This window comes from Gemmobacter caeruleus (genome assembly GCF_008271655.1).
Lineage (GTDB): Bacteria > Pseudomonadota > Alphaproteobacteria > Rhodobacterales > Rhodobacteraceae > Gemmobacter > Gemmobacter caeruleus.
The window spans coordinates 33,141-57,653 of record NZ_VKKX01000055.1 but is presented as its reverse complement, the minus strand read 5'-3'; the positions used below and the strand labels follow the sequence as shown (position 1 = coordinate 57,653).

Genomic DNA, 24,513 nt, shown 5'->3' with positions numbered 1-24,513 from the left:
TCCTGGGTGCGGGAGGGGCAGTCGGAGCCGTCGCCTTCATGCTGGGCGTCGGGGCCTATCGCACGCGCAATCGGCCAGCCCGCAGCGAGGTCCTGCCCGTGCCGATCGGTCAGATGACCTGGACATTGACCGACCACCAGGGTCGCTTGGTCCGACCTTCTGACTGGGCCGGTCGCCCTGTCATGGTATTTTTCGGCTTCACCTGGTGCCCGGACGTCTGCCCGACCACATTGAGCGACATATCGCTCTGGCTCGAGGAGCTGGGTGCCGACGCGGATCGTTTGATCGTGGCGTTGATTTCGGTCGATCCGGAGCGCGACACGCCCGATGCCCTAGCCGGTTACGTCAGCAACTTCGATCCACGCATCATTGGGCTGACGGGCCCTGCTGACGAGGTCGCTCAGGCGGCCGCGGATTTTCGCGCAACCTATCGCCGCGTCGATAAGGAGGGCGGCGACTACACGATGGACCACACCGCCGGTGTATTTCTTTTCCACCCCGATGGGCGCTTTGCCAGCATCATAGACTTCCATGAAGACCGGCGTTTCGCCGTCCCCAAACTCCGCCGAACCCTCAGTTGAAAGGTCATTCTGCCAGATGATCCGCTCCGCATTTCTGATCCTTGCTATCGCGGCTTTCGCCCCGCTCCAGGCAGTGGCCGATCCTCCGACGGCGCATTTGCCCGTGGCATTCGAAGCCACAATCGCCCCCGGTGACACCCTGGACAGCGTCCTTGGTCACGCAGGAATCCCCGGGACGGTCCGGGCAGAAGCAGCCCTTGCGCTCTCAGGTGTCTACGACCTGACGGACCTGCGACCTGGCCACCGGATCGAATGGACTACGGCGTCCTGGGATCCGGCATCGCTGACACGCCTATCGCTCTTCGTGGAAGATGGTGTGGAGATCGCTCTCTCGTTCGACGGGCCGATCGCGGCACAGCGTCTTGACCCGCCGGTTCGTGAGACAGACCGGCGAGAGACCTTGACCCTCAACGGAACTCTCTATGACGCCCTGATGGCACGAAATGCACCCGAACGATTTGCTGTTGATTTGACCGCACTGCTTGCGGGTCAGGTCGATTTCAGGCGCGATCTCAAAGGCGGAGAAACCTTCGCGCTGGTCTGGCAGGAAGATCAGCTTCCCGATGGCAGCATCGCGGGAGAGCCTCGCCTGAGTTACGCCAGACTTGAACTTGCGGATCGCGTGCTCGAACTCGTTGCGACCGAAGCCGCGGGTCCAGTCATAGTCTTCGAAGACGGTGAAGCCGTGCAGCGTTCAGCGGCGCCCATACTTGGCGCACGACTGTCATCCGTTTTCGGCCGCCGAAACCATCCGGTGTTGGGCGGCGTGCGCATGCATACCGGGATCGATTATGCGGCACCTGTGGGGACCGACGTCTCGGCAACTGGTGCCGGGCGGGTGATCTTTGCGGGAACGATCCGCGGCTACGGCACCACGATCGACATCGATCACGGCGGCGGGGTTGTGACGCGATATGCGCATCTCTCTGAAATTGCCGAAGACGTTCGCGTGGGCACACGGGTCAAGGCTGGAGACGAGATTGGTGCCGTCGGCGCGACCGGGCTCGTGAGCGGCCCCAACCTTCACTACGAAGTTCGTGTCGACGGCCGACCGGTTGACCCGAAAGATCAGGATGCCCTGCCGGAACAAGAGATTGCTTCGGCAGAAGATCTCGATACCCTCGCCACCTGGCGCAGCGAAACCGGCTTCATGACGGCGATCGATGGAGAACGTGGATGACGGACTATCGCATCGGCCGCCGCGAGGTCATTCTGGCAGCGACCGCCTTGGCCATAGCCCCTGCTGCAAGGGCACAGGAAGAACCGCCGATCCATGTCGTAAAGGGGCGTGGCTGCGAATGTTGCGATGCATGGGTGGACTATCTGCGCGAACAGGGGTTCACGGTTACGGATGAGGTGTCGATGGGAACCTTGTTAATCCGCTTCAAGATGGATCAGGGCATACCAGCAAAGGCGTTTTCCTGTCACACGGGCACTGTTGACGGCTATGCGCTAGACGGCCATGTCCCGGCTGCGGATATCCGCAGGCTTCTTGACGAGCGTCCTGACGCAGTTGGCCTCGCCGTGCCCGGCATGCCTTACGGCTCGCCGGGCATGGGATCAGAAGACGGTCGGGACGCCTATGACGTTCTGCTGGTTCGCCGGGATGGAAGCCTGGAAGTTTTTTCAAGCTATCCGGCCGCCTGACATGAACTGTAATTATATCGGATCAGCCAGACTGCCTGTGCGTCTTTTGGTGCTCACGCAGAAAATGGTGTCCGGTCATGTTATTTTGACTAACCGAGGTTTCAGCACAACGTCGGATTATCGACGTCAATTTTTGCCGTAGGCGCTGTACAGCAGCCGAATACGGCGGGACAGTTCTGACGACCTGAATAATGAGGTGTCGGCAGACTATCCCGCTTAGTACCCGTCAAGAATCAGCTCGCGGCTGGTTTGGCGACTTTGAGGAGAGTGAGCTACTCCCCAACTTTTGGACAGTTTTCCGGCTGATTTAAGCTACTGCCTGCACCTGCTGATCGGTTTGGGTTGCGGTAAAGTAGACCACGGCGGGCGGCTGTCCGCCATGGGCAGTGTGTGGGCGATGGTGGTTGTAGAAGATGATCCAGCGCCCAATGCCGGCCTTGGCCTGCGATCCGGTCTCCCAAGCATGCAGGTAGACGCATTCATACTTCAGGGACCGCCAGAGACGCTCGATGAAGATATTGTCCAGGCAGCGCCCCTTACCGTCCATCGAGATCCGGGTGCCGATACGCTTTAGCCGGTCGGTCCAGGCGAAGGATGTGAACTGGCTGCCCTGATCCGTGTTCATGATCTCGGGCGTGCCGAACTTGTGAACTGCTTCGTTCAGCGCCTCGACGCAGAAGTCGGCTTCCAGCGTGTTGGAGATGCGCCAGGCCAGAACCTTTCGGGTGAACCAGTCCATGATGGCGACCAGATACAGGAAGCCCTTTCTCATCGGCAGATAGGTGATGTCGGCGCACCAGACCTGATTGGGTCGGTCGATCCGCAGCCCGCCCAGCAGATAGGGGTAGGTCTTGTGCCCCTTCGCGGGCTTGCTAGTGTCGGGCTTCTGGTAGATCGGCATCAGGCGCATGAGACGCATCAGCCGCCGGATGCGTTTCTGGTTCACGGCATGGCCCTCGTTCTGCAAGTGCCAAGTCATCTGCCGCACGCCGTAGAACGGGGTGTCCAGGAACTGCTTGTCGATCAGCAGCATGAAGTCGAGGTTCATCGCCGTCTCGCCCTGCGGCGCGTAGTAGAACGACGACCGCGAGATCGACAGCAGGCGGCACTGCTCACCGACCGACAGCTTTGGGTGGGTCCGTTCGATCATGCTACGCCTCACTTCCCGGTCCAGGGCTTGAGCTTTCTGGACAAAAAATCATTGGCGACGGCCAGTTCCCCGATCTTGGCATGCAACGCCCGCACCGTGTCTTCATCGACCTCAGGGGCCTTCTTGCCGCCGCCACGTTCGAAAATGTCAGCTGCCCCCTCCAGCAGAGCCTTCTTCCACTGGTGGATCATCGTCGGATGCACACCGTATTCGGCAGCCAACTCCGAAACCGTGCGTTCGCCCTTCACGGCTTCCAGCGCCACGCGGGCTTTGAACCCAGCGTCATGGTTCCTACGTTTCTTCATATCCTGATCTCCTCGTTCTTAGAGACCAGCAGACGTCAGATCATAGCTTCCGTAACTGTCCGATTTTCGGGGAGTAGCTCACAAGACAGGATACACCTTTTTGAGAATGCAGGACCCTCGGAAGCCCAAACGATGGGTTTCAGTTATGGCAGGGGGGATTTTCCTTAGGTGAGAGTGTATTGACGGGCGTTCTGTGACATACTTTTCAACTTGGTTGTGTTGAATCTCACAAAGGTTTTTTTGGACGCTTCAATTCCAGAATCTGATTGCGCACCAAGAGTAAGTCAGAGCGCGAAGTTTCCGCTCTCGAAACTGCCGGGCCTGGAAGAATAGCCCACGACCAGTCGGCGCAAGATCGATGCCCGTCGCGGACTCTCCGCGACGGGATTCTCATCTTTTTCGTTATTGCTTAGCTTCATCATTGACTGATCAGCCCTGTGACCTCGTCTCACGTATAGAGGAGAGAATGCTGCACTAAGGTAGAATGTTGCAACTGAGCGACGCTTGACCGTTGATCCTTTCGAGTTGCCAGCGTCGCGTTCAAACGCGACCCGAGACCCATTGGGTCAGAAGAAAACTGCGATGCCGATGACATGGTACTGATCCGGCGCGATGGCGAGCTTGAGGTCTATACCAACTATCCGGCGGCCTGAAATCACATCCGCCCGGGGTCCGATCTTTGGCTGATGGTCTTCGGCCAACACCGACTTATCCCTCAGAAGGAACCAACGATCTGGGCAACGGCGTCCTCGCTGTCCCACGCAAACGGGCCTTGAAGACGTCCGATCTCCCGGCTCTGCCGGTCGATCAGAAGAGTTGTCGGCAGGCCGATGAAGGCAAGGGCAAGCTGAACCCGCAGCTGCTCGGCCCAATAGAGCGGCAGATCGACGAGGCCGATCTCGTCGTAGAAGCGCCGCCCCCTTCCGATCCCCGCGTCGTCGATGCAGAGCGGAAGCACCGCGAAATCCGCGCCGCCCAGCCGGGACTGGAGCCGGTCAAGTGTCGGCATTTCTTCCCTGCAGGGCGGGCACCAGGTCGCCCAGATGTTCAAGAGGATCACCCGGCCGGCGAAATCGTCGAGTTTCCGCGTTGTGCCTGCTTCGTCGAGGATCGGCGGGGACAGCAGCGGTTGCGGGTCTTCGCGCAGCCGGAAGGGCGGGCGCGCCTCGGCGGACCCTGCAAGGAAGGGCGCGGCGAGGGCACCAAGGACGGCACGGCGTCCGATGAGTGTTGGCATGGGTCCGCTCTCTCCGGGAAAGGGCCCGGACCCGCAGGCAGGCTGCGGGTCCGGCCGTGCGTCAGGCCGACACCGCGAACTCGGTCATCATGCCGGTCGAAAGGTGCGGCATGTGGTGGCAATGCAGCATCCACCGCGCCGCCTCGCCCGCGTCCACCGCGACCGTCACCATGCCCATCGGCGGCACATGCACGGTGTCGCGGACCGCGCCTGCGATCCGGTCCATGCCGACACCCACTACCTGGAAGGCGTGGCCGTGCAGGTGCATCGGATGCGCCATCATCGACATGTTGTGGAACATGATCTCGACTCGGTCGCCGGATTTCGCAGTCACCGGCACATGGGACCCCCAAGTCTGGCCGTTGATCGTCCAGACATAGGGCATCATGGTGCCGCCCAGCATCAGCATCGGCTGCGAGGCTGGCGCGCGTTCGGGCAGCGGGGTGACGGCGCGCAGAGCACCCTCCTGCGCCAGATCACCGCTGAAGGCCGGATGGTCGGCCTCCGACATCTCGGCGATCCTGGTCACCGCCGCGCCCGGCGTGGCAAGGATGACACCCGTCCTTTCCTTGGCACCTTCGCGCAGGGCAAGGATCGGGAAGGCCCCGCCCTCGCCCGGCACATCCAGTTCGATATCCAGCCGCTGGCCCATTGCGACGCCAAAGCGGCTGCCGGGCAAAGGCCGCACCGGCTCGCCGTCCACCGCGACCAGCCGTCCCGGCAGCGCGCCAGTGTCGATCCAAAACACGGTGGCGGCCGCAGCGTTGATGACGCGGACGAGAACGCGGCCGCCCTTGTCGATCGGAACCACTTCGGGGTCGTCCAGCGTGCGATCATTGGCGAGATAGGCGTCGAAGTTGTAGTCGTTCAGGTCCATCGCCATGCCATCCATCCCCGGCATCGCCATCATGTCCCCCTGACCCATGCCACCCATGTCCATTCCGGAATGGTCCATGCCGCCCTGCCCCATCTGGCCATGATCCATCCCGGCCATCGAAGCGCCGCCGGTGATCTCGGCCAGCACCTCGGCAGGTGGCTTGAAGGAAAAGTCGTGCAGGAACAGCGTCACTTCCTGCCGGTCGGCAGCAACGTCCTCGGGCCGCCGCACGACCAGGGGTGCTGCAAGCAGCATCATCTCGTGCGCCGGGATGTGGGCGTGCATCCAGTGCGTACCCGGTCGCGCGGCGAAATCGTAGGCGCGGTTTTCGCCGGGTTGGAGGACCTGCATCGGCAGGTCGGGCACGCCGTCCTGCGCATTGGGCGGAATCTGCCCGTGCCAATGAATGATCGTCGGCTCGGCCAAAGTGTTTGCCAGATCGACCGCGAACGCCTGGCCCGGATCGAGGACAAGGCCGGACCGGCCGGCGCCGTCCAGAAGCCCCCAGACGGTTGCGGCTTTGCCCCGCACGTCAATGGTGCGGGTGGCGGCGGTCAGCGACATTCGGCCGGACTGGGCCCGGACCCGTGCGGGAAGCATCAGTGAAGCGGCCGTGGCCGCAGAAGCGGCCAGAAAGCCGCGGCGAGAAAAGGGCGACATGCGAATTCTCCTGTATCGCGTCGTGAATTGGACAAGCGGTCCCCGGCGAATGCCGCAGCCGCAGGCTCAGATCACGGCGATCTTCGGAGGCGGACCTGGGGGCGGAATGGCCAGCGAGGCGGCAAGGATGTCGACACTAGCCTCCACATCGGAGGACCGCGCGACAGTTTCCGCAACCCGGTCCGGCGCAGGAAAGGTCGCCGCTGCGAAAAGGCAGTGCTGTTGGCAGATCAGCTGCTGTGTCAGGTCCTTCGGGCCGTCAGTCGCGGGCATGTGCGCCAGATGGCCGGCCATCGCCATCATCTGTGCATGGTCAGCCTGAGCTTGCTGCCGTTCGCCGAGAGCCAATACGGGAATGATCGCCGCAAAGACGTAGGCGGCGAGGATCAGGACATGCATGCGAAATGTGAGGAACGCCATGCTTGGGACAATTATCAGGATAACCTGCTTCCGTCACCTGACAGTTTGGTGTCCCTGAGGGGCACTCTGACCTCTAAAGCTGCGGCATCCATGCCGAGTTTCCGAATTCCCTGCCCCACTATCGCAGAGTTTACTGGAATCCGTCGCGATTGCGCCGAACCTGCGCAAAACGCGGGACAGTGAATCGATGTGGAAACTTCTGTTCGCCATGGCGGCAATCCTTGGCCTGGCATCCTGCGGTGCCGAACCGATCTGGGCACCCGAGGAGGCCGTGGCCGCCGCCCGCTACGAGCATCCCGGCCCGACCTCGGTCACGCTCTTTACGGTCCTCTCGACACGCAGCGGAGCGGGAGCGCATGCGGGCCTGCTCATCAACGGATCGCAGCGCGTGCTGTTCGATCCGGCTGGCACCTGGCGGCATCCCCGGCTGCCCGAGCGCAACGACGTGCACTTCGGGGTCACCCCGAAGATGGTGGATTTCTACATCGACTACCATGCCCGCGAGACCTACGACGTGGTTGAACAGACTATCGAGGTATCGCCCGAGGTTGCGGCACTGATCATGCAGCGGGCAATGGCCTATGGCGCGGTGCCGAAAGCAAACTGCACCATCGCGCTGTCGCGGGTGCTGGAAGGGGTGCCCGGATTTGAAAGCCTGCCGATGACCTGGTTTCCGAAACGGATGATGGAGGGGTTTGCCGACTTGCCGGGCGTCTCCACACGGACGATCACCGACGACGACGCCGACGAGAACCACGGGGTTCTGCTGGTTCAAGCCGGGGACCCAAGGCTGGAGTAGCATTTCGGTGATCTGTCGCCGGGTTCATCAGACTTTGCTCGCCGATCCCCGCACTTGCAGCTATGTTTCCCGTAAAGTTCCAACGAAAGGCCGACATCATGACACTGTCCCGGCGCAAGGTTCTCGCCGCCGTTCCTTGGCTGGCCGCCATTGCGGCTACCCCAGCACTTGCCGAGGGCGACGAAGCCATCCACGTCGTCAAGGACCCCGGCTGCCCCTGCTGCAACGGGTGGATCGGACATCTGCGCGACAGCGGCTTTCGGGTATCCTTCGAGGAACGCAGCATCGAAGAGCTTGCGGCGTTCAAGCGCGAGCGTGGCATTCCGGAAGACCTCGCGTCCTGCCACACCGCCACCATCGGCGACTATACTGTCGAGGGGCACGTTCCCGCCGCCGACATCCGCCGTCTTTTGGCTGAACGACCCGTCGCCGTCGGTCTCTCCGTGCCTGGCATGCCCTACGGGTCACCCGGCATGGGACCCGAGACCGAGCGCGAAGCCTATGACGTCATCCTTGTCGGGTTGGACGGCAGCAGTAGCGTCTTCACGAGCTACCCTGCAGCCTGATCCCGCTCAGTCGTGCAAGGACTGCCCAGAACCAATGACGCCTTGCGCCATTGGTTCCCGGGTCACCAGGACAGACCGGATTCGGTGGACCTCCAGGCGTTTAGCAGTGCTTCCTTGGGTACCACACCGTCCAACGGTCTGACTGCGGCGTCGAGCCTGCGAGCCGAATGATAGGCCGTCCCCGCCATTACGCCGGGCGCTGCGCCATAGGCGAGCCGGTAACGCGACACAAAACCGTCGGTTCCGTCTGCGCTGTCCCACCCATCCGGCAGTACGAACTGCCGCAAGACCGTGCTTGCCGAGGCATACGCGCGCGCGGCGTCGCTGGCCGCGGGTTCGGCGCCAATGACAATGACTACATCGGTCGGCTCGTCGGGCGTACCGAACAGTCCTTCGACCAGCCCCGCCGCATCTCGTGGCAGCGGCAGCAGTTGCACATCAACCCCACCGAGATGTCCGTCCGATGTTTCGTTGGCGTGCCCGTCCCGTTCGTCGGCCGCTAGGAGGAAACCGCGCACCGCTTCTGCCAGACTTGCGTCAACGTCCTCGCCGACGACCAGAAGGCCGACGGTGAATGAATGCGCCGAAGCAATCCCTGTCAAGGCGATCCACAAAGTGGCTGCCACGACGGAATGCCTGATCCGGCCCAAGACCGTCTCGGTGATCGTGAAAGGCCGCTGAAGTCGGAAACCGAAAGGACGCGTAAGACGGATACTCATTCGGCGGCCCGCGCGGCGGCCACCACCTCGGCAAGCTGAGCCTTCTCGACAAAGCCCGGAATCAGTTGATCACCCACCACGAATGACGGTGTGCCGTTGAAGCCGAGAGCCTCGGCCAGACGTAGCGACGTGGCGATATGTTCCTCGACTTCGGGCGATTGCATGTCGACCTTGAGCTGCTCGACATCGAGTCCGACCTCGCCCGCGATCCGCAGCACCGACTGCTCGTCCAACTTCGCCCGTGCACCCATCAGCGCATTGTGCAGTTCAGCATACTTGTTCTGCTTCCGTGCAGCCAAAGCGGCCCGCGCCGCGATCGCTGATCCTTCGCTAAGGATTGGCCATTCCCTCAGAACAAGACGGATGTTTCCGTCCTCGGCCAGCAGGGCGTCGATTTCAGGCATCGCGCGTTTGCAATAGGGACAGTTGTAATCGAAGAACTCCACCACCGTCACGTCGCCTTCCGGGTTGCCGAGGACCGGAGCGTTGGGGTCGCGCTCCAGCAGGGCGCGCTCGTCGGCCAGGGTCGCGGCAACGGCGGCAGCTTGGGCCTCTGCCTGGCGCGCCTCCAGCGTCTGGAGAGCCTCGAGCACAAGCTCCGGGTTCTCGCGCAAGGTTTCGGCGACCAGTTCCTTGATCCGATCTTCCGTAATCTCCTGCGCCAGGGTGAGGCCGGGAGCGAAAACGAGCGTGATAGCAAACAGGATTGACGTGACGCGCATGGGAAGAGCCTTGTGTGACGGATGAAGATTTTGAGTTTCAGGCGGTCTGCACCCTCTAGTCCCTGGAGAGGCAAGCGGGAATTGGGAGGTCGGTGGCCTTACTTGCGGCTTCAAGGCGAACCTGCTTCCATCTGGCTGCGTTCAGCCTGTGCGGCACGAATGCGGTCGGGCCAGTTCGACCGGATATAAGCGAGGACGGCCTCGATGTCGTCCTCGGTCAGCTCACCGCCAAACCCGGGCATGCCGGAGGTGAAGTCGACCCCCATATCGTCCAGCACCGCTTGTCCGCCGCGACGGATGTAGTCCCGCAACATCGCATCCCCGTGGTGCCAGGTGTGGCCGGTCTCGTCGTGGGGCGGCGCGGGATAGGTGCCGTCCTCCCTCGCCGACTGCCAGTCCGGCTGCCCTTCCAGGTTGGCACCGTGACAGGACGCGCACTTGGCCGCGTAAATGACTCGCCCGTCTTCGATGTCGGGCGCATCATGGAAGAACGCTCGCGCGGGAACCGGCGGAAGAACTAGGGCGACTGCGGTCATGGCGACCCCAAGAAAGCTTCGGCAGGACACCCTTCTGAGACGGTGCATCATGTCCGGCTCACCGTGGCGGTCGTGCCGTCCGGCGGCAGGATGCGTTCGGACAGCAGGGCCAGGTCCTCCCGTATGCGCGCCCTCTGCGATGTCGGATAGGCGTCCTCAGGCGGCAGGCCGCCATGCTGCGCAAACAGCATGATGTCGCGCGCAATTGGCGCCGCTGCCGTTGACCCGCCGCCGCCGTGTTCCACCACGACCGTGACAGCAAAGCGGGGCGCGTCAAAGGGTGCAAAGGCCACGAACAGCGCGTGATCGCGCCGGTTCCACGGCAGCTCGTCCTGCGAGCGGACGCCTGCCGCCCGCTCGGCAGCGGTGATCGAGAAGACCTGGCTCGTTCCCGTCTTGCCGGCCATCGCCAATGTCGGATCGGCGATCCGCGAGGAATAGGCCGTCCCGCGCTCATGGTTTGAGACCTCGAACATGCCCTGTTGCACGATGGCCAGTGCTTCGGCAGAGAGACCAAGCGGTGCGGGAGCAACCATTACCTGGTCCGGCCCGGCAAGCGGCCGCACCAGCCGGGGAAGCACGGCGGTCCCCGATGCCAGTCGTGCAGTCATGGTTGCAAGTTGGATCGGCGAGGTGAGCGTGAAGCCTTGGCCAATCGAGGCATTGATGGTGTCACCGATCAGCCAGTCCTGCCCGTACCGTTCCTGCTTCCAAGCGCGGGACGGGTTGTTGCCATGCGCCATTCCGGACAGCGGCAGATCGTACCTCTGACCCAGTCCAAGCCGGTCATTCATCGCGAAGATGCCATCGATGCCGATACGTTGAGCGACCTCATAAAAATAGACGTCGCAGGACTCTCGCAGGGCGCCGACCATGTTCACCCGGCCATGACCGCCGCGCTTCCAGCAGTGGAACCTTCGGCCGGAGATCTCTACATAGCCATTGCAGGCGACAGTCTCTTCGGGGTCCATCAGCCCGGTTTCCAGCGCGGCCAATGCATTCGACATCTTGATCGTCGATCCTGGCGGATAGGCCCCCTGCACCGTCTTGTCGGCAAGCGGGCGGAACTCACTATCACGGAGCGCGCCGTAGTCGCGGCTGGAAATCCCGCGGACGAAGAGGTTCGGATCGAAGGAGGGCGCAGAGGTGCAGCCAAGCAAATCGCCGTTCGTCACGTCCATCACGATCGCGGCCGCGCTTTGGCCTTCCAGCCGGACGCGCATGAAGTTCTGCAAGTGGTGGTCGAGCGTGATCTGCATGTCCGGGCCCGGGGTGGCCGGATCGAGAGCGAGTTCGCGCATTGTGCGGCCGGACACGTTGACCTCGACGCGGCGCGTGCCTGGCAAGCCGCGCAAGGTGCGTTCGTGGCTTCGTTCAACTCCTGTCTTGCCGACTTCAAAATCGGGCAGGCGGAGCAACGGCTCATTGTCAGCCGCTTCGTTTTCCAGATCGCTGTCGCTGACTGGCCCGACATAACCGACCTGATGCGCGAAATCCGGCCCGAAAGGATAGACGCGCGACAGGACCATCTCGGGCTGCACACCGGGAAGGACAGGTGAGTTCAGTGCCACGATCGACAATTCTTCCCACGTGACGCGGTCTTTCACCGTTACCGGCACGAAGGCTCGAACACGGTCGATCTGCTCCTTGACCTTGGAGACAGTCTCTGCGTCCAGGCCGAGCAGCACCTGCAGCTTTTCCAGAACGTCGTCGACATCGCGGGCTTCTTCCTTCACCAGCGTGATGCGAAATGCCTGCTCATTGTCCGCAACGATTTTTCCAGCCCGATCAAGGATGCGCCCCCTGTCCGGTCGCACCAGCCGCAGGCTGATCCGGTTTTCCTCGGCCAGCAGGTAGTATTGCTCGGCATCACGGACGCTCAGTTGCCACATCCGGACACCAAGGACGCCCACCACTGACGTCATCGCACCACCAACGATCAGTGCCCGGCGGGTTGTCTTTTTCGCCGCCTGCACGAGGTCACGTTCCGATCTACGCATGGCTTGCCTCCTCTCCCGGCAGTTCGGACAGGGCCTTGGCGCGGATGGTCTTTAGGTAGGCCGCCGCGCGCAGACCAAAGACGACGACCACCAGCGCGACGAACCAGGGCTGAAGCGGGTTCGGCGGTGGCGTTGCCCGGTGGAAGCTCAGGAAATGCATGAAGAGGAAGTAGGCGACATGGGCGACGGTCAGCCACCACATCGGCAGGACGCCCATCTGCAAGAACTTCCAGCCTGACAGTCCCAGACGCCGCATCGCAAAATCGCTCGACGTGGCGGCAAGCAGCACCGCGAGGACGAGGGCCGCGATCCCGATGGCATTGGCAAGTCCGAAACCATGCTGGAACATGACATAGGCCAAGAGGTCGGGATGCCATTCGAACCCGAACAGCCGCATCAGATCCCATTCGACCCAGCCAACGAGAATGATCGCCGCGTGGACGATCACCAGAAGGCAAGCATGGATACCCATCTCACGCCGGAACGGCAGCAGCGGAACCGCCGCGCGCAGGAAGCGTGTCAGCGGCCCGAAGGCCATCGACAGCGCGATCAGCACCAGCGAGGCATCCCCGAAGGCGCGGTTCCATCGATGCATCGGGCTGAACTGCGCGTGAACCGCCGCAAAGCCCAGCACGAGCCCCGTCGCAAGGATGGCCACGAGCGTGTGCCGAACCAGCGTCTTCCGGGCCAGCCCACGCATCGCTGACCGCAAACCAGTTGACGCTGTCACAGCGGGCCTCCCGTCATGGGAGTTTCAACGCCGCCGACAATCTGAAGGTCGGATCGGGACTCGCGAAACGCGCGCCATGTGCGAAAGGCAGCAAAGCCCATGGTGATGACCCCGGCTGCCGCGAGCCAGGGCCGGACCGGATCGAACCATGCGAGCAGCGCCGGCCCGCCGAAGATCAGCATCAGGACCTTGTTGCAGGTCGGACAGGCGATCCCGAGGAAGCTCGCAAGGCCACCCGTCCCGGATGTACGCAGACTGCATCGGGGAACCCATAGCGCAGTCGTCACTCCGGCTAGGAACGCCGTCAGGACCGTCGCCCCAAACTCCCAAGGTCCGACCGGAGTCATGCGGACGAACAGCGGGTTCGCCCAGACCGCCGTCACTGTGCCCACGACCACAAAGAGCGCAAGGCCAACGGCAGTGCCGCGAAGCCCCCTGCGCATAGCATCTAGATGCCGTGCGTGAACTCTCGCTGCATCACTTGGCATCGAATTCGATCTCCATGAATTCGTCGCCGAAACCCACATTGACAACCCAGCGACCGGCCATCGGCAGTTTGAGGTTTGCCCGCCACACGCCGGCTTCAACCAACTCAAGCGGTGAATCGATCCCATCCATGTGCATATCGACCATCGCGAAATTTACGTCTGGGCGCTGGACTGCAAGCTCGATCGCGTCTGCGTCCGGCATGAACTGGATCTCGAGCCGTACATTGCGGTCACCAAGCGCATATACCTGGACATCGAGGCGGCCGTCGGAAAGTTGTTCGGACGTTTCAGCCGTCGGTGCGTCGCCTTGAGCGCCGGTCGCTTGCGGTTCGAGGGTCCATACGACCGTCCAGACAAAGATGCCTACGAAGGCAACAACCCCCACAGCCAAAATAGCGGCAACAACTCTAGTTCTCATTTGTCATATCCATCTGCGAATGATCCATCCCCGCCATCGGCGTCTCGGTCGCGGGAGGAGGAGGCGTGGGGATCGTGCCTGTTCCATCGGCGTCGAGCAGGTAGGTTGCGATGGCCGCACGGTCGGCGTCGGTGAGGTACGAGGTGCCCTCAGCCACGACCTCGGCCATGCTGCCGCCGAAAGCATCCCCATTGGGCAGCAGCCCCGACTGGAGCGCATAGGCGAGGTTCGCGACCGTCCAGCCGCCTTCCAGAAGGTCGGCTGTTAGGATCGACGGTGCCTTGCTGCCGCCGGGAAGGCTGTCGTTTCCGGCGAACCGGGCGGAAGCGTCCAGGCCGCCCGCAAGCGTTCGGCCGGTATGACATGCCGCACAATGCGCCGCCCCTTCGACGAGCAAACGCCCGCGGTTCCAGGGCGATGATGTGCCCATCAGCGCATCCGTCTCCGGCGCGTCGAGGTAGGCAGCGCGCCAGAGCTTCAGCCCCGAGCGAAAGCTGAACGGAAACCCGACATCATGCGCCGGGGCAGCATCCGCAACCGGCGGAACGGTGCGGAACGCCTCCCACAGGTCGGCGATCTCTTGATCGGTGAAGCCTGCGTAGAAGGAATAGGTGAAGACCGGATAGTAGGGGTCACCCTCCGGCGAGACTCCCTGGCGGACAGCCTTGGCGAAATCCTGAATGGTCCAGCCGCCGATCCCGGCAGTAGGATGCGGAGTGATGTTCGGGGGCACGAAGATGCCGAAGGGCGTGTCGAGCGGCGCTCCTCCGGCGAGCGCCAGTCCCTTGGCAGCCGCGTTGGTGTGACAGGACACGCAGCCGCTGGCGCGGGCCAGATAGGCGCCGCGTTCTGCATCCCCGGGCGGGAACGCGGCGGGCTCGGGCGCGCCTACAGGCCATAGCGCCAGTACCCCGGCACCGAACCCGGCGACAACGACCGGGACAATGACCGAAAAGCGGATCAAGCCCCGCATCGTCAGTTCCGACCGGCGCGAAATTGCGAATGGCAGGACGAACAGGTAGCGCTGATCCGGGTGAAGAGGTCGTCTGCCGCCAGCGTCGTCAGATCAGACGCCAGCGTCGCCGGGTCCGACGTGCCACGCGCAACCTGGACCTCTTGGGTCCTTTCGCCGTAGCCCATCAACTCCGCTATCGTGAAGCCCTCATCTCCCTGTGGTGCCGGGGTCATGGCCATCGCCGAGTGATCCATCCCGGCCATATCTCTGGGCGGCGGCAGCGCCGGCTCAAGACCGTTCGGAGCTGCCACGGCGAGCGCGTCAGCGTAGGTCTTCAATTCCTCGGCAAGTGCTGCGAAGTCCTGCCAGTCGGACCAGATCTCTGGCCTGGCATAGGTCACCCCCTCGAGGCTGCCTTCCGGGAACAACGACAGCATTGTTTCGCCCGCGTGACCGGCAATGACGCTCGCACCCTCCGACACGATAAATGTGTCGTAGGGGATCGTGCCTTGCATCATCGGCGCCAGCTCCGCCACCGTGTCCCGCATCGCCGTCATACCGTTCATCCGTTCCAGGACGACACCCGTCGCCCCGTTATGTGCCAGCGCCACTGCCGCAACTGCGGAAGCGGCAAGCGCCAAAGCGCCTGTCCATTGTGGTTTCATCTGCCTGACTGCCCTTGGTTTCTTGTTGTTGACCGATCCCGCGACCCGCCCTTCCGGCGGATCGTGCGGCTTGCACAACTGTCTGGTGTCAGGCTGACAGAGATTGAACTGTCGACAGAGCTGCGGAGAGCCTATCGAACCGTCAGACGCACGTCCGGCCTGACTGTCAGATCCGGGTTCGGGGGGGAGGCAGGGTGACGGACGGGCCGCCAAAGCGGCGTTGCGACTGTGTCAGGTCCGGTCGCAGAGTGATCACGATTGACAACGACAGTGCTGTGACCGGCCCCTCGGGCAGCACGAAAACAGAACAGGCGAGGCCCGGGTGGCAAGCAGGTGCCGGCGCGGTCTCTTGCCCGGCGTTGCCCGCGATCTCGACCGACGTGCCGGGATGATGATCCTCGACCGGGCCCGCCTCTGCGGTCTGTCCGAGGACCAAGCCAAGCGTCAGCACCACGGACAGAAGCCACATCGACACGAACCGAAACGACCCGCGCGAAAACAGGTTCTTGAGTGGGTTCGGTGAGGTCGACGAAGGTTTCATCTTGCTAGATCAGCTTCACTTGCGTCCCGACCGGCGTCCGGTCGAAAACTTCCTCGATATGTTCGTTGTAGAGCCCGATGCAGCCGTTCGACGAGCGGCGACCGATCTTGCGCGTGTCGTGTGTACCATGGATGCGGTAGTATTGCCACGACAGGTAAAGGGCGCGGGTGCCGAGCGGGTTGGTCAGGTCGCCGCCAGGCACGAAGGCCGGCCATTCCGGGTTCCTTTCCCGCATCGACGGTGTCGGGGCCCAACTCGGGTTCACCCGTTTCTCGACGACCTCGGTATAGCCCCGGCGGGTCAGCTCGTCCGACAGCGGGACCGAGGTCGGGTAGAGGTACATTTGACCGTCGCTCGTCCAGTGCTGGAGGACCTTGGCCGTCGTGTCAGAGATGATGATCCCGACGCCCAGAGCATCGAAGTGATCCTGCCACTCGTGGGTGCGAAAAGCCGAGATGTTGTTACGGACCGGGCCCGGCGTGTCTTCCGACGCGCTGGCGGCGCGACCGGTCACGAAAGGCGCGGCAAGTGCTCCGGCAACAAAAAGCCGTCGAGTGAATCGCATGTTCTGCTCCTTTTTGGGCAAGGTTTGCTTCCTTCCAACGTGGGAAGGTCAAACGGCTTTGCATCGCGGCCGGGTCACAAACAGGTGAATGCGTTGCGTTTTCGCCAATTATGCAGGGAAATCTGCTGCTCACTCTCATGTGATCACCCGCTATCGAGGTGCAAAAGGCTAATATCGATCCATGCGGACGATGATGGCCCTGTTGTGCAGTTTCCTTCTGGTCGCCTCCCTGATGGGGTTGGCGCACCCAGACAGGTCATCGCACAGCGCCCATGCGGATGCGCTTCACGCGGCTCCCCTGATACCGGACGGCCTGTGTGGTGAAGGGTCTGGGCACGGGGTATGTCAGCTTATTATTGCCGACCAGCCCCAGCTCTTCAGCCTGATGGCAAGTGCCGGTTCATCTCGCTTCGAGATCACGCCGTTCGCGGCCCCCAGCCACAGCCTTTCCCCCCGAACGCCGCCCCCGCGACACATCCTCTGAGCGAACCTCTTCTTTCCGTTCCCCTCAGGAGAAAGCATGATTACCCGACGCACCCTTATCGGCGGAGTCGCAGTCGCGGCGCTGTCCTCGCCCGGCATACTGCGGGCCCATACCCAAGAACCGTTCGTGCTGGCCGACGAGTTCCAGCCGCGTGAGGTGCGTGTCCGCGAGCAGCACGCACCCGGTCAGATCCTTGTGTTTCCGCGAAGCTTCTTTCTTTACCATGTCTTCGACTCCGAGCGTGCAATCCGTTACGGCGTTGGCGTGGGCAAGGCAGGCCTCGCATTCAAGGGATCGGCAGTCATCGAGCGCAAGGCCGAATGGCCGTCCTGGCGCCCGACGAACGACATGATCCGCCGCAATCCTGACCGCTACGCCCAATTCGCCGATGGCGTGCCCGGGGGACCAAACAATCCCTTGGGTGCGCGGGCACTCTACCTTTACCGGGAAGGGCGCGATACCTACTACCGAATCCATGGTACGACCGAGCCGTGGTCCATCGGCCAGTCCGTGTCGAACGGTTGCATCCGGATGTTGAACGACCATGTGATCCAGCTCTACGAGCAGGTGCCGGTCGGAACACCTGTAACCGTGGTGTGACCGTGAGACGCCGCGACCTTCTGGTCTTCGGAGGGATCGTTGCCGTGATCTATGGTCTGCGGGCTCTTCCCTGGGACCGGCTCCCGGGCCGCGGGCCGCGCTTTGCAGACATTGCGGATCTGCCGCCGTTTCGCCGACTTGACGGGGTTGGCCAGACCTCCGGAACACCGCTGGCCCTTGTCGGACTCGATGCGCCGCCTCAGGATGCAGACCAGCGCCGCGCGCGTGCCGAAGCGGTACGTGCTGACCCCTGCCCTGCCCTCTTTGGCAACAGCGGTTCTGAGGGGGTCGTTCCCATTGCCTATTTCAGCGAGTTCCGCTGTCCCTACTGCCGGGCACTGGAGCGAGACCTCGACACGCTGATGGCCGATTATCCTGCATCCTTCCGGCTGGTTCAGCATGAACTTCCGATCTTCGGGCCCGCTTCCGAGCTTGCCGCGCGGGCGTCGGTCGCTGCCGCGAAGCAAGGCAAACAACCAGAACTTCGGCGTCGATTCATGCGAACACCTCTGGTCGCCGAAGAAGCCTCCGTCCTCAGGGTGGCGGCGGATATCGGCCTCGACGTCGATCGGCTGGCCAAAGACATGGCTTCTGCAGAGGTGCAGGAAGAGTTGGACCGAACACGAGCGCTCGCCGATGTCTTTGGCTTCATCGGAACGCCAGGTCTTGTAATCGGGCGGACCGTCCTGAACGGCGCAATCCCTTACGCGCTCCTTCGCCGGATTGTGGAAGACGAGGCTGCCCAGGCAGCGCCAGTTTGCTGACCCGATGAACACGCCGTCCCACATGCTGATCGGGGCTGCAATCTTCGCACGACCCCTCTGCATCGCAACCCTGGGGGCCGCGCTCGCAGGTGGGCTCGCTCCGGACCTTCCGATGTTTGCAATGGTCCTTTGGTCAACCCGCGTTTCAGGCATTCCGGAACATGAGGTCTTCAGCACACTGTTCTTTTCGGAGAGCTGGCAGGCTGTCTTCGCCGTGGACCACAGCTTTTTCGTCTGGGGAAGTCTGCTCGGGTTGGCACTCTGGCGCAGACGTCTGATCCTGCGCGCCTTCGCGGGCGCCGGTCTTCTGCATGCCCTTGCGGACTTTCTGACACATCACGATGATGCCCGCCGCCAGCTCTGGCCTGTCTCGGACTGGGTTTTCCGCAGTCCGGTCAGCTATTGGAATCCGCAGTTCTACGGCGAGGCCTTCGGGATGTTCGAAGTTGCGCTGGTCGTGGGGCTGACCAGCTTTCTTTGCTGGCGTCTGGAAAGATGGCGCGACCGTGCACTGGTCCTTGCCGTTGCGGCGCCCCTGCTGGCGCCGGTCCTGCTCACCGGCAGCCTGCACGGGCTGCATGGCATGTGACCGGAGCGTCAGCCCCGATAGCGCCGCAAAAGCTGGGCGTTGATGGCGACGATTATGGTGGACGCCGACATGAACACGGCCCCGACGGCCGGCGTCATCAGGAATCCTGTGCCGAATGTGATCCCCGCGGCCATCGGAATTGCAAACGCATTGTATCCTGTGGCCCAGATCAGGTTCTGCACCATCTTGTTGTAGGTGGCCCGCGACAGGCCGAGAATGGCCTCGACATCACGCGGGTCGGAGCGGACGAGTACGACATCGGCTGATTCTACCGCCACATCCGTGCCCGCGCCGATGGCGATGCCAAGATCGGCCTCGACCAACGCCGGGGCGTCGTTGACACCGTCACCGACCATAGCAACCTTCAGTCCCCGGGCACGCAATTCCTTGACCCGGGCCGCCTTCTGATCGGGCAGGACCTGAGCGAAGTATTCGTCCAGCCCCAGCTCGGTTGCGACCGACCGGGCTACGCCTTCCGCATCACCCGTCATCATGATCGACTGCACACCCCTGGCTTTGAGGCGCGCCACAACATCGCGAGATTCCGACCGCACGATGTCGGCCAACGCGAAGAGTGCTTGCGGCTTGCCGCCCCTCACAAGGACAACAACTGTCTTGCCCGCCTCCTCCAGTGCCGCAAGGCGCGGATCTGTCACAGGGGTGTTCTGCCGACGCAGGTGGCCGGGGCTGACGATGGCCACGTCCTCTCCGTCCACCCGAGCGGTGACGCCGGCGCCAGTAATGCTGTGCAGCCCCTCCGGGGCGGGAAAGTCGATCCCCCTGGCCTTGGCATCGGCCACGATGCCTTGCGCGATCGGGTGCTGCGACTGGCTTTCGACCGAAGCTGCCATGCGCAGCGCCACTGCTGCATCGCCACCGTCGAGCATGACGATATCGCTGACCCCGAACCGCCCCTCGGTCAGTGTACCTGTCTTGTCGAACACCACAGCGTTCAGGTCGCGCGCCCGCTCAAAGGCTGCGCGGTCGCGGATCAGGAGGCCGTTTTTGGCCGCCAGCGACGTCGAGACTGCCACCACCAGCGGCACGGCAAGGCCAAGCGCGTGGGGGCAGGCAATGACCATCACCGTCACCATCCGCTCCAGTGCGAAGGTGACGCTTTCGCCCGCCCAGATCCACCAGACGAACGAACCCAGGCCGACGGTGATGGCGACCCAGGTCAGAACTGCGGCCGCGCGGGTGGCAAGGTCCTGGGTGCGCGACCGGCTGTTCTGCGCGGCCTTTACCATGGCGATGACCTGCGAAAGGTAGGTCGCCTCCCCAGTTGCCTTGACCTCGATGGTGACCGCGCCCTCGCCGTTGACCGCCCCGCCGATAACGGTCTCGCCGGCCGTGCGCGTCACGGGCTTCGACTCGCCCGTCAGCATCGCCTCATTGAACGACGAGACGCCGTCGGTGATCACGCCGTCCACTGGCACCTTCGCGCCCGGGCGGATCACCACCCGGTCGCCGGCGATCAGCGCCGCCACCGCCACCTCCTCGGTGCCGCCATCGGCCGTCACCCGCAGCGCGGTGTCGGGCAAGAGGCGCACCAGTTCCTCCAGCGCCCGCGATGCACCGAGAACCGACCGCATTTCCAGCCAGTGACCCAGCAGCATGATGGTCACCAGCGTGGCCAGTTCCCAATAGAACGGCTCACCACCAGGCAGGCCCAGCGTGACGGCGGCGGAATAGAAATACGCGGTCGAGATCGCCAGTGCGACCAGCGTCATCATCCCAGGACGGCCCGTCCGGATCTCCGGAAGCGCGCCAGTCAGGAAAGGCCAACCGCCCCAGAAGTAGATGATGGAGGACAGGGCAAGTGCGACCCACTCCTCGGCGGTAAACAGCGGCGTCATCCCCTGCGCCGCAAAGTCGCGCACCATGGGCGAAAGGATCAGAACAGGGATCGTGAGTACCAGCGAGACCCAGAACCTGCGCTGATAGTCGGCGACCATGTCGCCATGCCCGGCATGGTGTCCTGCATGTGCAGTTGCAGGTCTCTCATCAGTGGCTGCCGAAGCGCCCGACTGAACGTCGGCGGGCCCAGAGCCCGCTGCGATCCCATGTCCATGCTGATGATGCTTGTTCCGGTGTGCATCCGACATAGCTGCGCTCCTTTCACGTTGCCAGGGTGGATCAAGAGCCCCTGCCAGTCGGGCGGCGGGATGGCCGGGAGCAAGCCACCCCGCACGCCACTGAAGAGCCTTACAGGCCGCGTGCGGCGAGCCAGGCCTTCATCTCGGCAATCTCGGCTTCCTGAGCCGCGATCACCTCTTCCGCGAGCTTGCGGATTTCAGGGTCGGTTCCATGTTCCAGCTGGATCTGCGCCATGGCGACTGCGGCTTCGTGGTGCGGGATCATGCCTCGCACAAAGTCGACGTCCGCATCGCCTGTATATGGGACCATCATGTCGGCCATCATCTTATCCATGGCGGCGGCATAGGCCTGTGCGGCCGGATTGTCGGCGAGTTCCGGCGGGATCAGCGACGTGTGGCTCATCATGCCCATGTCTCCCATTCCGCCCATGTTAGAATGGTCCATCCCTTCCATGGTCTGGGCGATGGCAAGGCCGCCAACAACGGCAATGGCTGCTGCGGAGAGCACTACTGTGCGTTTTTTCATTTTCGGATGTCCTGTATTGTTTTGGATGCTTCAGGCAGGGGCGTAGCCAACCTTGGTCAGGGCCGCGACCAGCCGATCACGCGCAACTGCGGACGTGACTTCGACCTTCTGCGTGCTGGGGTCCGCCTTGACGTCGGCGGCCGGATCCACCGACTGGATCGCCCTCGTCACACTGTTGGCGCAACCGCCACAGGTCATGTTCTCGATATGGAACTTCATGAGTGCCTCCTTCAGGGTTTTGCCTCATGCGTCATCAGATAGGGCTTCCCACGGTTGTAAGGTCAAGCCCACAAAGCCGTGATGACGAATCTCAGGTTGCCCCTTGACCTTACCATAATGGGAAGCCGTATCTCATACGGCGGAGGCATCCCTGAAAGGAATTCCGTGATGAACATGCTCGCAAAGCAATCGTCTCGAATTGATACCGATCTTATGACGATCGACGTCGACGGGATGACTTGCGCGTCCTGCGTCGCACATGTCGAACGGGCTTTGAAAGCTGTGCCGGGGGTGACGACGGCATCAGTTAACCTTGCCACCGAGCGAGCCGAGGTTACGGGCGTGGCGCTCGATCGCGGTGCGTTGGTGAGGGCCGTCGAAGATGCGGGCTACGATGTGCCAGCAAAGCCCATCGATCTCGCTATCGAAGGCATGACCTGTGCCTCTTGCGTGGCGAGGGTCGAACGGGCGTTGGCATCAGTGCCGGGGGTAGCGTCTGCCACCGTCAATCTGGCTACCGAGCGGGCAACAGTGCGAGGATCGGCCGATGTGGCGGCGCTGACCCGAGCGGTAGCAGACGCGGGATATGACGCCCGCCCCGCAGCCCCAGCTATGGCTGCGCATGATGGCGCGACAGCGAAAAAGGCCGCAGAAGAAGCGTTGCTGAAGCGAGATGTTGTAATCGCTGCCGCCCTTTCGTTACCGGTCTTCGTTCTGGAAATGGGGTCGCACCTGTTCATGTCGGTCCACATGGCCGTAATGAACACGATCGGGATGCAGAACAGTTGGTATTTGCAGTTCGCCCTGACCTCGGCAGTCCTCTTCGGCCCCGGCTTGCGCTTTTTCCGCAAGGGCCTGCCTGCGCTTGCCCGCCTCACCCCCGACATGAACAGCCTGGTCGCCGTCGGCACCTCGGCCGCCTACGGCTATTCGCTGGTCGCCACCTTCGCTCCAGGGCTCCTGCCTGCCGGGACAACATATGTCTACTACGAGGCGGCGGCGGTGATCGTCACGCTGATCCTGCTCGGTCGCTACCTCGAAGCGCGCGCCAAAGGACGCACGTCCGAGGCGATCAAGCGGCTGGTCGGCCTACAGGCCAAGACAGCCCGGGTGATCCGCAGCGGCGGGGTGGTCGAGGTGCCTGTTTCCGAGGTGCGCCCGGGAGATGTCGTCGAGGTCCGTCCCGGTGAGCGGGTGCCAGTCGATGGCGAGGTAATGACTGGCGCAAGCTGGATCGACGAGAGCATGATTTCGGGCGAGCCGCTGCCGGTGGAGAAGACCGCTGGGAATGGGGTAACCGGCGGGACTGTAAACCAGACAGGTGCCTTCACGTTCCGCGCCACCGCGGTGGGCGAGGCGACGATGCTCGCTCAAATCATTCGCATGGTCGAGGCGGCACAGGGCGGCAAGCTGCCGATCCAGGCACTCGTCGACAAGGTCACGATGTGGTTCGTCCCGGTAGTGATGGCGCTTGCAGCACTGACCTTTGCCGTTTGGCTGATCTTCGGCCCCGACCCCGCGTTGACCTTCGGTCTTGTCAATGCCGTAGCCGTGCTGATCATCGCTTGCCCCTGCGCCATGGGCCTCGCCACGCCGACCTCGATCATGGTGGGCACCGGGCGCGGGGCCGAAATGGGGGTGCTGTTCCGCAAGGGCGAGGCGCTCCAGTCTCTTCAGGGAGTGAAGGTCGTGGCACTCGACAAGACCGGCACGCTAACCGAGGGCAGGCCGAGCCTCACCGACCTCGATCTTGCACCAGGTTTCGATCGCGCCGCCGTTCTGTCACTCTTGGCAGCCGTCGAAGCGAAGTCCGAGCACCCGATCGCCCGCGCCATCGTAAAGGCCGCAGAAGACGAAGGTTTGTCCCTGCCCGCCGTCACAGCCTTCGACTCCGTTACCGGCTTCGGCGTCACTGCACAGGCGGGCGGGCAGCGGATCGAGATCGGCGCTGATCGCTACATGGCCCGACTGGGGATTGACGTATCGCCCTTTGGGAATACTGCCGCTCGATTGGGAGACGAAGGCAAGTCGCCGCTCTATGCCGCCATCGACGGCAAACTCGCTGCCATCCTTGCTGTCGCGGACCCGATCAAGGAGACCACGCCAACGGCAATCCGCGCCCTGCACACTATGGGGCTGAAAGTTGCGATGATCACTGGCGACAACGCCCGCACCGCAGGCGCCATCGCCCGCCAACTCGGCATCGACGAGATCGTGGCCGAAGTGCTGCCGGACGGCAAGGTCGCCGCAGTCAAGCGACTGAAGGCGTTGGGACAGCTCGCCTATGTCGGCGACGGCATCAATGATGCCCCGGCCCTGGCCGAGGCTGACGTTGGCCTTGCTGTCGGAACGGGGACCGACGTAGCAATCGAGGCGGCGGACGTCGTGCTCATGACCGGTCGCCTGACGGCGGTATCGGACGCCATCGCGCTGTCCAAGGCCGTGATGCGCAACATCCGGCAGAACCTCTTCTGGGCCTTTGCCTATAACGCTGCCTTGATCCCTGTTGCCGCGGGCGTGCTGTGGCCGAGCTTCGGCGTTCTTCTGTCACCGATCTTCGCTGCCGCCGCGATGGCCTTGTCGTCGGTCTTTGTTCTTGGAAACGCCCTCCGGCTGCGGCGGTTCCAGGCCGCAGTTGTGCATTGAAGGAGGCA

The 24,513-nt window shown here is 63.0% G+C and carries 28 protein-coding genes; 9 read left to right on the top strand and 19 right to left on the bottom strand.

Annotated features, from left to right (window positions below; translation table 11 throughout):
- Positions 1-38: 38 nt before the first annotated feature.
- From FOA17_RS19405 to FOA17_RS19395, 3 genes are read left to right on the top strand one after another with little or no spacing between them, the layout of a single operon-like run.
- Positions 39-581: an SCO family protein gene (locus FOA17_RS19405; RefSeq protein WP_189382369.1), complete on the top strand. Its 543-nt coding sequence runs from the start codon at positions 39-41 to the stop codon at positions 579-581.
- Positions 532-1,761 (top strand): M23 family metallopeptidase, encoded by a 1,230-nt coding sequence (locus FOA17_RS19400; RefSeq protein WP_089258463.1) that lies wholly within the window; start codon positions 532-534, stop codon positions 1,759-1,761. Before FOA17_RS19405 ends, FOA17_RS19400 begins: the two co-directional genes overlap by 50 nt.
- Positions 1,758-2,228, top strand: a complete 471-nt coding sequence (locus FOA17_RS19395) for a DUF411 domain-containing protein (protein WP_089258465.1) — start codon at positions 1,758-1,760, stop codon at positions 2,226-2,228. The genes FOA17_RS19400 and FOA17_RS19395 overlap by 4 nt, the downstream gene beginning before the upstream one ends.
- 307 nt (positions 2,229-2,535) lie before the next feature.
- On the opposite strand, the gene FOA17_RS19390 is transcribed toward FOA17_RS19395, so the two are convergent.
- From FOA17_RS19390 to FOA17_RS19375, 5 genes are all read right to left on the bottom strand, one after another.
- Positions 2,536-3,683, bottom strand: a protein-coding gene (locus FOA17_RS19390) for an IS3 family transposase (protein WP_407646079.1) whose coding sequence is annotated in 2 segments (ribosomal slippage) — positions 2,536-3,428 and positions 3,428-3,683 — 1,149 coding nt in all. Because the reading frame shifts where the segments join, the coding sequence is not laid out codon by codon here.
- 566 nt (positions 3,684-4,249) lie between these two features.
- Complete coding sequence (locus FOA17_RS20360; protein ID WP_275260242.1) at positions 4,250-4,384, bottom strand: hypothetical protein; 135 nt, start codon at positions 4,382-4,384, stop codon at positions 4,250-4,252.
- Positions 4,385-4,398: 14 nt separating this feature from the next.
- Positions 4,399-4,920 (bottom strand): TlpA family protein disulfide reductase, encoded by a 522-nt coding sequence (locus tag FOA17_RS19385; protein WP_100196068.1) that lies wholly within the window; start codon positions 4,918-4,920, stop codon positions 4,399-4,401.
- 61 nt (positions 4,921-4,981) lie between these two features.
- Positions 4,982-6,457 (bottom strand): multicopper oxidase family protein, encoded by a 1,476-nt coding sequence (locus FOA17_RS19380; RefSeq protein WP_149143155.1) that lies wholly within the window; start codon positions 6,455-6,457, stop codon positions 4,982-4,984.
- A gap of 66 nt (positions 6,458-6,523) precedes the next feature.
- Complete coding sequence (locus tag FOA17_RS19375; RefSeq protein ID WP_149143154.1) at positions 6,524-6,877, bottom strand: hypothetical protein; 354 nt, start codon at positions 6,875-6,877, stop codon at positions 6,524-6,526.
- Positions 6,878-7,064: 187 nt separating this feature from the next.
- Between FOA17_RS19375 and FOA17_RS19370 the strand changes: the two genes are divergently transcribed.
- Complete coding sequence (locus tag FOA17_RS19370) at positions 7,065-7,676, top strand: hypothetical protein (protein ID WP_149143153.1); 612 nt, start codon at positions 7,065-7,067, stop codon at positions 7,674-7,676.
- A 98-nt stretch (positions 7,677-7,774) separates the two neighbouring features.
- A complete protein-coding gene (locus FOA17_RS19365; protein ID WP_149143152.1) occupies positions 7,775-8,242 on the top strand; it encodes a DUF411 domain-containing protein in 468 nt (155 codons plus the stop codon).
- Positions 8,243-8,304: 62 nt separating this feature from the next.
- Here the strand turns inward: FOA17_RS19365 and FOA17_RS19360 are convergent, their stop codons facing one another.
- The 11 genes from FOA17_RS19360 to FOA17_RS19310 all read right to left on the bottom strand — a co-directional run bounded on the left by FOA17_RS19360 (position 8,305) and on the right by FOA17_RS19310 (position 16,581).
- Positions 8,305-8,961, bottom strand: coding sequence for a hypothetical protein (locus FOA17_RS19360; protein WP_149143151.1), 657 nt, complete (start codon positions 8,959-8,961; stop codon positions 8,305-8,307).
- Entirely contained in the window at positions 8,958-9,683 is a 726-nt protein-coding gene (locus FOA17_RS19355) for a DsbA family protein (protein WP_100196062.1), read from the bottom strand. Before FOA17_RS19355 ends, FOA17_RS19360 begins: the two co-directional genes overlap by 4 nt.
- Before the next feature lie 110 nt (positions 9,684-9,793).
- Positions 9,794-10,219, bottom strand: coding sequence for a c-type cytochrome (locus FOA17_RS19350; protein ID WP_238991904.1), 426 nt, complete (start codon positions 10,217-10,219; stop codon positions 9,794-9,796).
- A gap of 47 nt (positions 10,220-10,266) precedes the next feature.
- Positions 10,267-12,219, bottom strand: a complete 1,953-nt coding sequence (gene mrdA, locus FOA17_RS19345) for a penicillin-binding protein 2 (protein WP_149143150.1) — start codon at positions 12,217-12,219, stop codon at positions 10,267-10,269.
- Positions 12,212-12,919 carry a ferric reductase-like transmembrane domain-containing protein gene (locus tag FOA17_RS19340; protein WP_149143149.1) on the bottom strand — a complete coding sequence of 236 codons (708 nt, stop codon included), beginning with the start codon at positions 12,917-12,919 and terminating at the stop codon, positions 12,212-12,214. The genes mrdA and FOA17_RS19340 overlap by 8 nt, the downstream gene beginning before the upstream one ends.
- A gap of 26 nt (positions 12,920-12,945) precedes the next feature.
- Entirely contained in the window at positions 12,946-13,131 is a 186-nt protein-coding gene (locus FOA17_RS19335; protein ID WP_149143148.1) for a hypothetical protein, read from the bottom strand.
- Between the two features lie 295 nt (positions 13,132-13,426).
- Positions 13,427-13,855, bottom strand: a complete 429-nt coding sequence (locus FOA17_RS19330) for a hypothetical protein (RefSeq protein ID WP_149143147.1) — start codon at positions 13,853-13,855, stop codon at positions 13,427-13,429.
- Positions 13,845-14,828: a c-type cytochrome gene (locus FOA17_RS19325; protein WP_238991903.1), complete on the bottom strand. Its 984-nt coding sequence runs from the start codon at positions 14,826-14,828 to the stop codon at positions 13,845-13,847. The genes FOA17_RS19330 and FOA17_RS19325 overlap by 11 nt, the downstream gene beginning before the upstream one ends.
- 2 nt (positions 14,829-14,830) lie before the next feature.
- Positions 14,831-15,475: a c-type cytochrome gene (locus tag FOA17_RS19320; protein ID WP_162528326.1), complete on the bottom strand. Its 645-nt coding sequence runs from the start codon at positions 15,473-15,475 to the stop codon at positions 14,831-14,833.
- 166 nt (positions 15,476-15,641) lie between these two features.
- On the bottom strand, positions 15,642-16,016 hold the full coding sequence (locus tag FOA17_RS19315) for a hypothetical protein (protein ID WP_149143145.1): 375 nt from the start codon (positions 16,014-16,016) through the stop codon (positions 15,642-15,644).
- Positions 16,017-16,020: 4 nt separating this feature from the next.
- Entirely contained in the window at positions 16,021-16,581 is a 561-nt protein-coding gene (locus FOA17_RS19310) for a L,D-transpeptidase (protein WP_149143196.1), read from the bottom strand.
- 520 nt (positions 16,582-17,101) lie between these two features.
- Here FOA17_RS19310 and FOA17_RS19305 point away from each other — a divergent pair.
- The 3 genes from FOA17_RS19305 to FOA17_RS19295 are packed head-to-tail and all read left to right on the top strand — an operon-like array spanning position 17,102 to position 19,018.
- Complete coding sequence (locus FOA17_RS19305) at positions 17,102-17,665, top strand: L,D-transpeptidase (RefSeq protein ID WP_149143144.1); 564 nt, start codon at positions 17,102-17,104, stop codon at positions 17,663-17,665.
- Positions 17,557-18,429 carry a DsbA family protein gene (locus FOA17_RS20415; protein ID WP_149143143.1) on the top strand — a complete coding sequence of 291 codons (873 nt, stop codon included), beginning with the start codon at positions 17,557-17,559 and terminating at the stop codon, positions 18,427-18,429. Before FOA17_RS19305 ends, FOA17_RS20415 begins: the two co-directional genes overlap by 109 nt.
- A gap of 4 nt (positions 18,430-18,433) precedes the next feature.
- Positions 18,434-19,018 (top strand): cobalamin biosynthesis protein CobQ, encoded by a 585-nt coding sequence (locus FOA17_RS19295; RefSeq protein ID WP_149143142.1) that lies wholly within the window; start codon positions 18,434-18,436, stop codon positions 19,016-19,018.
- 8 nt (positions 19,019-19,026) lie between these two features.
- On the opposite strand, the gene FOA17_RS19290 is transcribed toward FOA17_RS19295, so the two are convergent.
- The 3 genes from FOA17_RS19290 to FOA17_RS19280 all read right to left on the bottom strand — a co-directional run bounded on the left by FOA17_RS19290 (position 19,027) and on the right by FOA17_RS19280 (position 21,859).
- A complete protein-coding gene (locus tag FOA17_RS19290; RefSeq protein ID WP_203232360.1) occupies positions 19,027-20,973 on the bottom strand; it encodes a copper-translocating P-type ATPase in 1,947 nt (648 codons plus the stop codon).
- 250 nt (positions 20,974-21,223) lie between these two features.
- Entirely contained in the window at positions 21,224-21,640 is a 417-nt protein-coding gene (gene copM, locus FOA17_RS19285) for a CopM family metallochaperone (protein WP_028030798.1), read from the bottom strand.
- Between the two features lie 30 nt (positions 21,641-21,670).
- Positions 21,671-21,859: a heavy-metal-associated domain-containing protein gene (locus FOA17_RS19280; RefSeq protein ID WP_149143140.1), complete on the bottom strand. Its 189-nt coding sequence runs from the start codon at positions 21,857-21,859 to the stop codon at positions 21,671-21,673.
- Between the two features lie 174 nt (positions 21,860-22,033).
- Here FOA17_RS19280 and FOA17_RS19275 point away from each other — a divergent pair, with 174 nt between their 5' ends.
- Positions 22,034-24,505, top strand: coding sequence for a heavy metal translocating P-type ATPase (locus FOA17_RS19275; RefSeq protein WP_375155719.1), 2,472 nt, complete (start codon positions 22,034-22,036; stop codon positions 24,503-24,505).
- Positions 24,506-24,513: the final 8 nt, after the last annotated feature.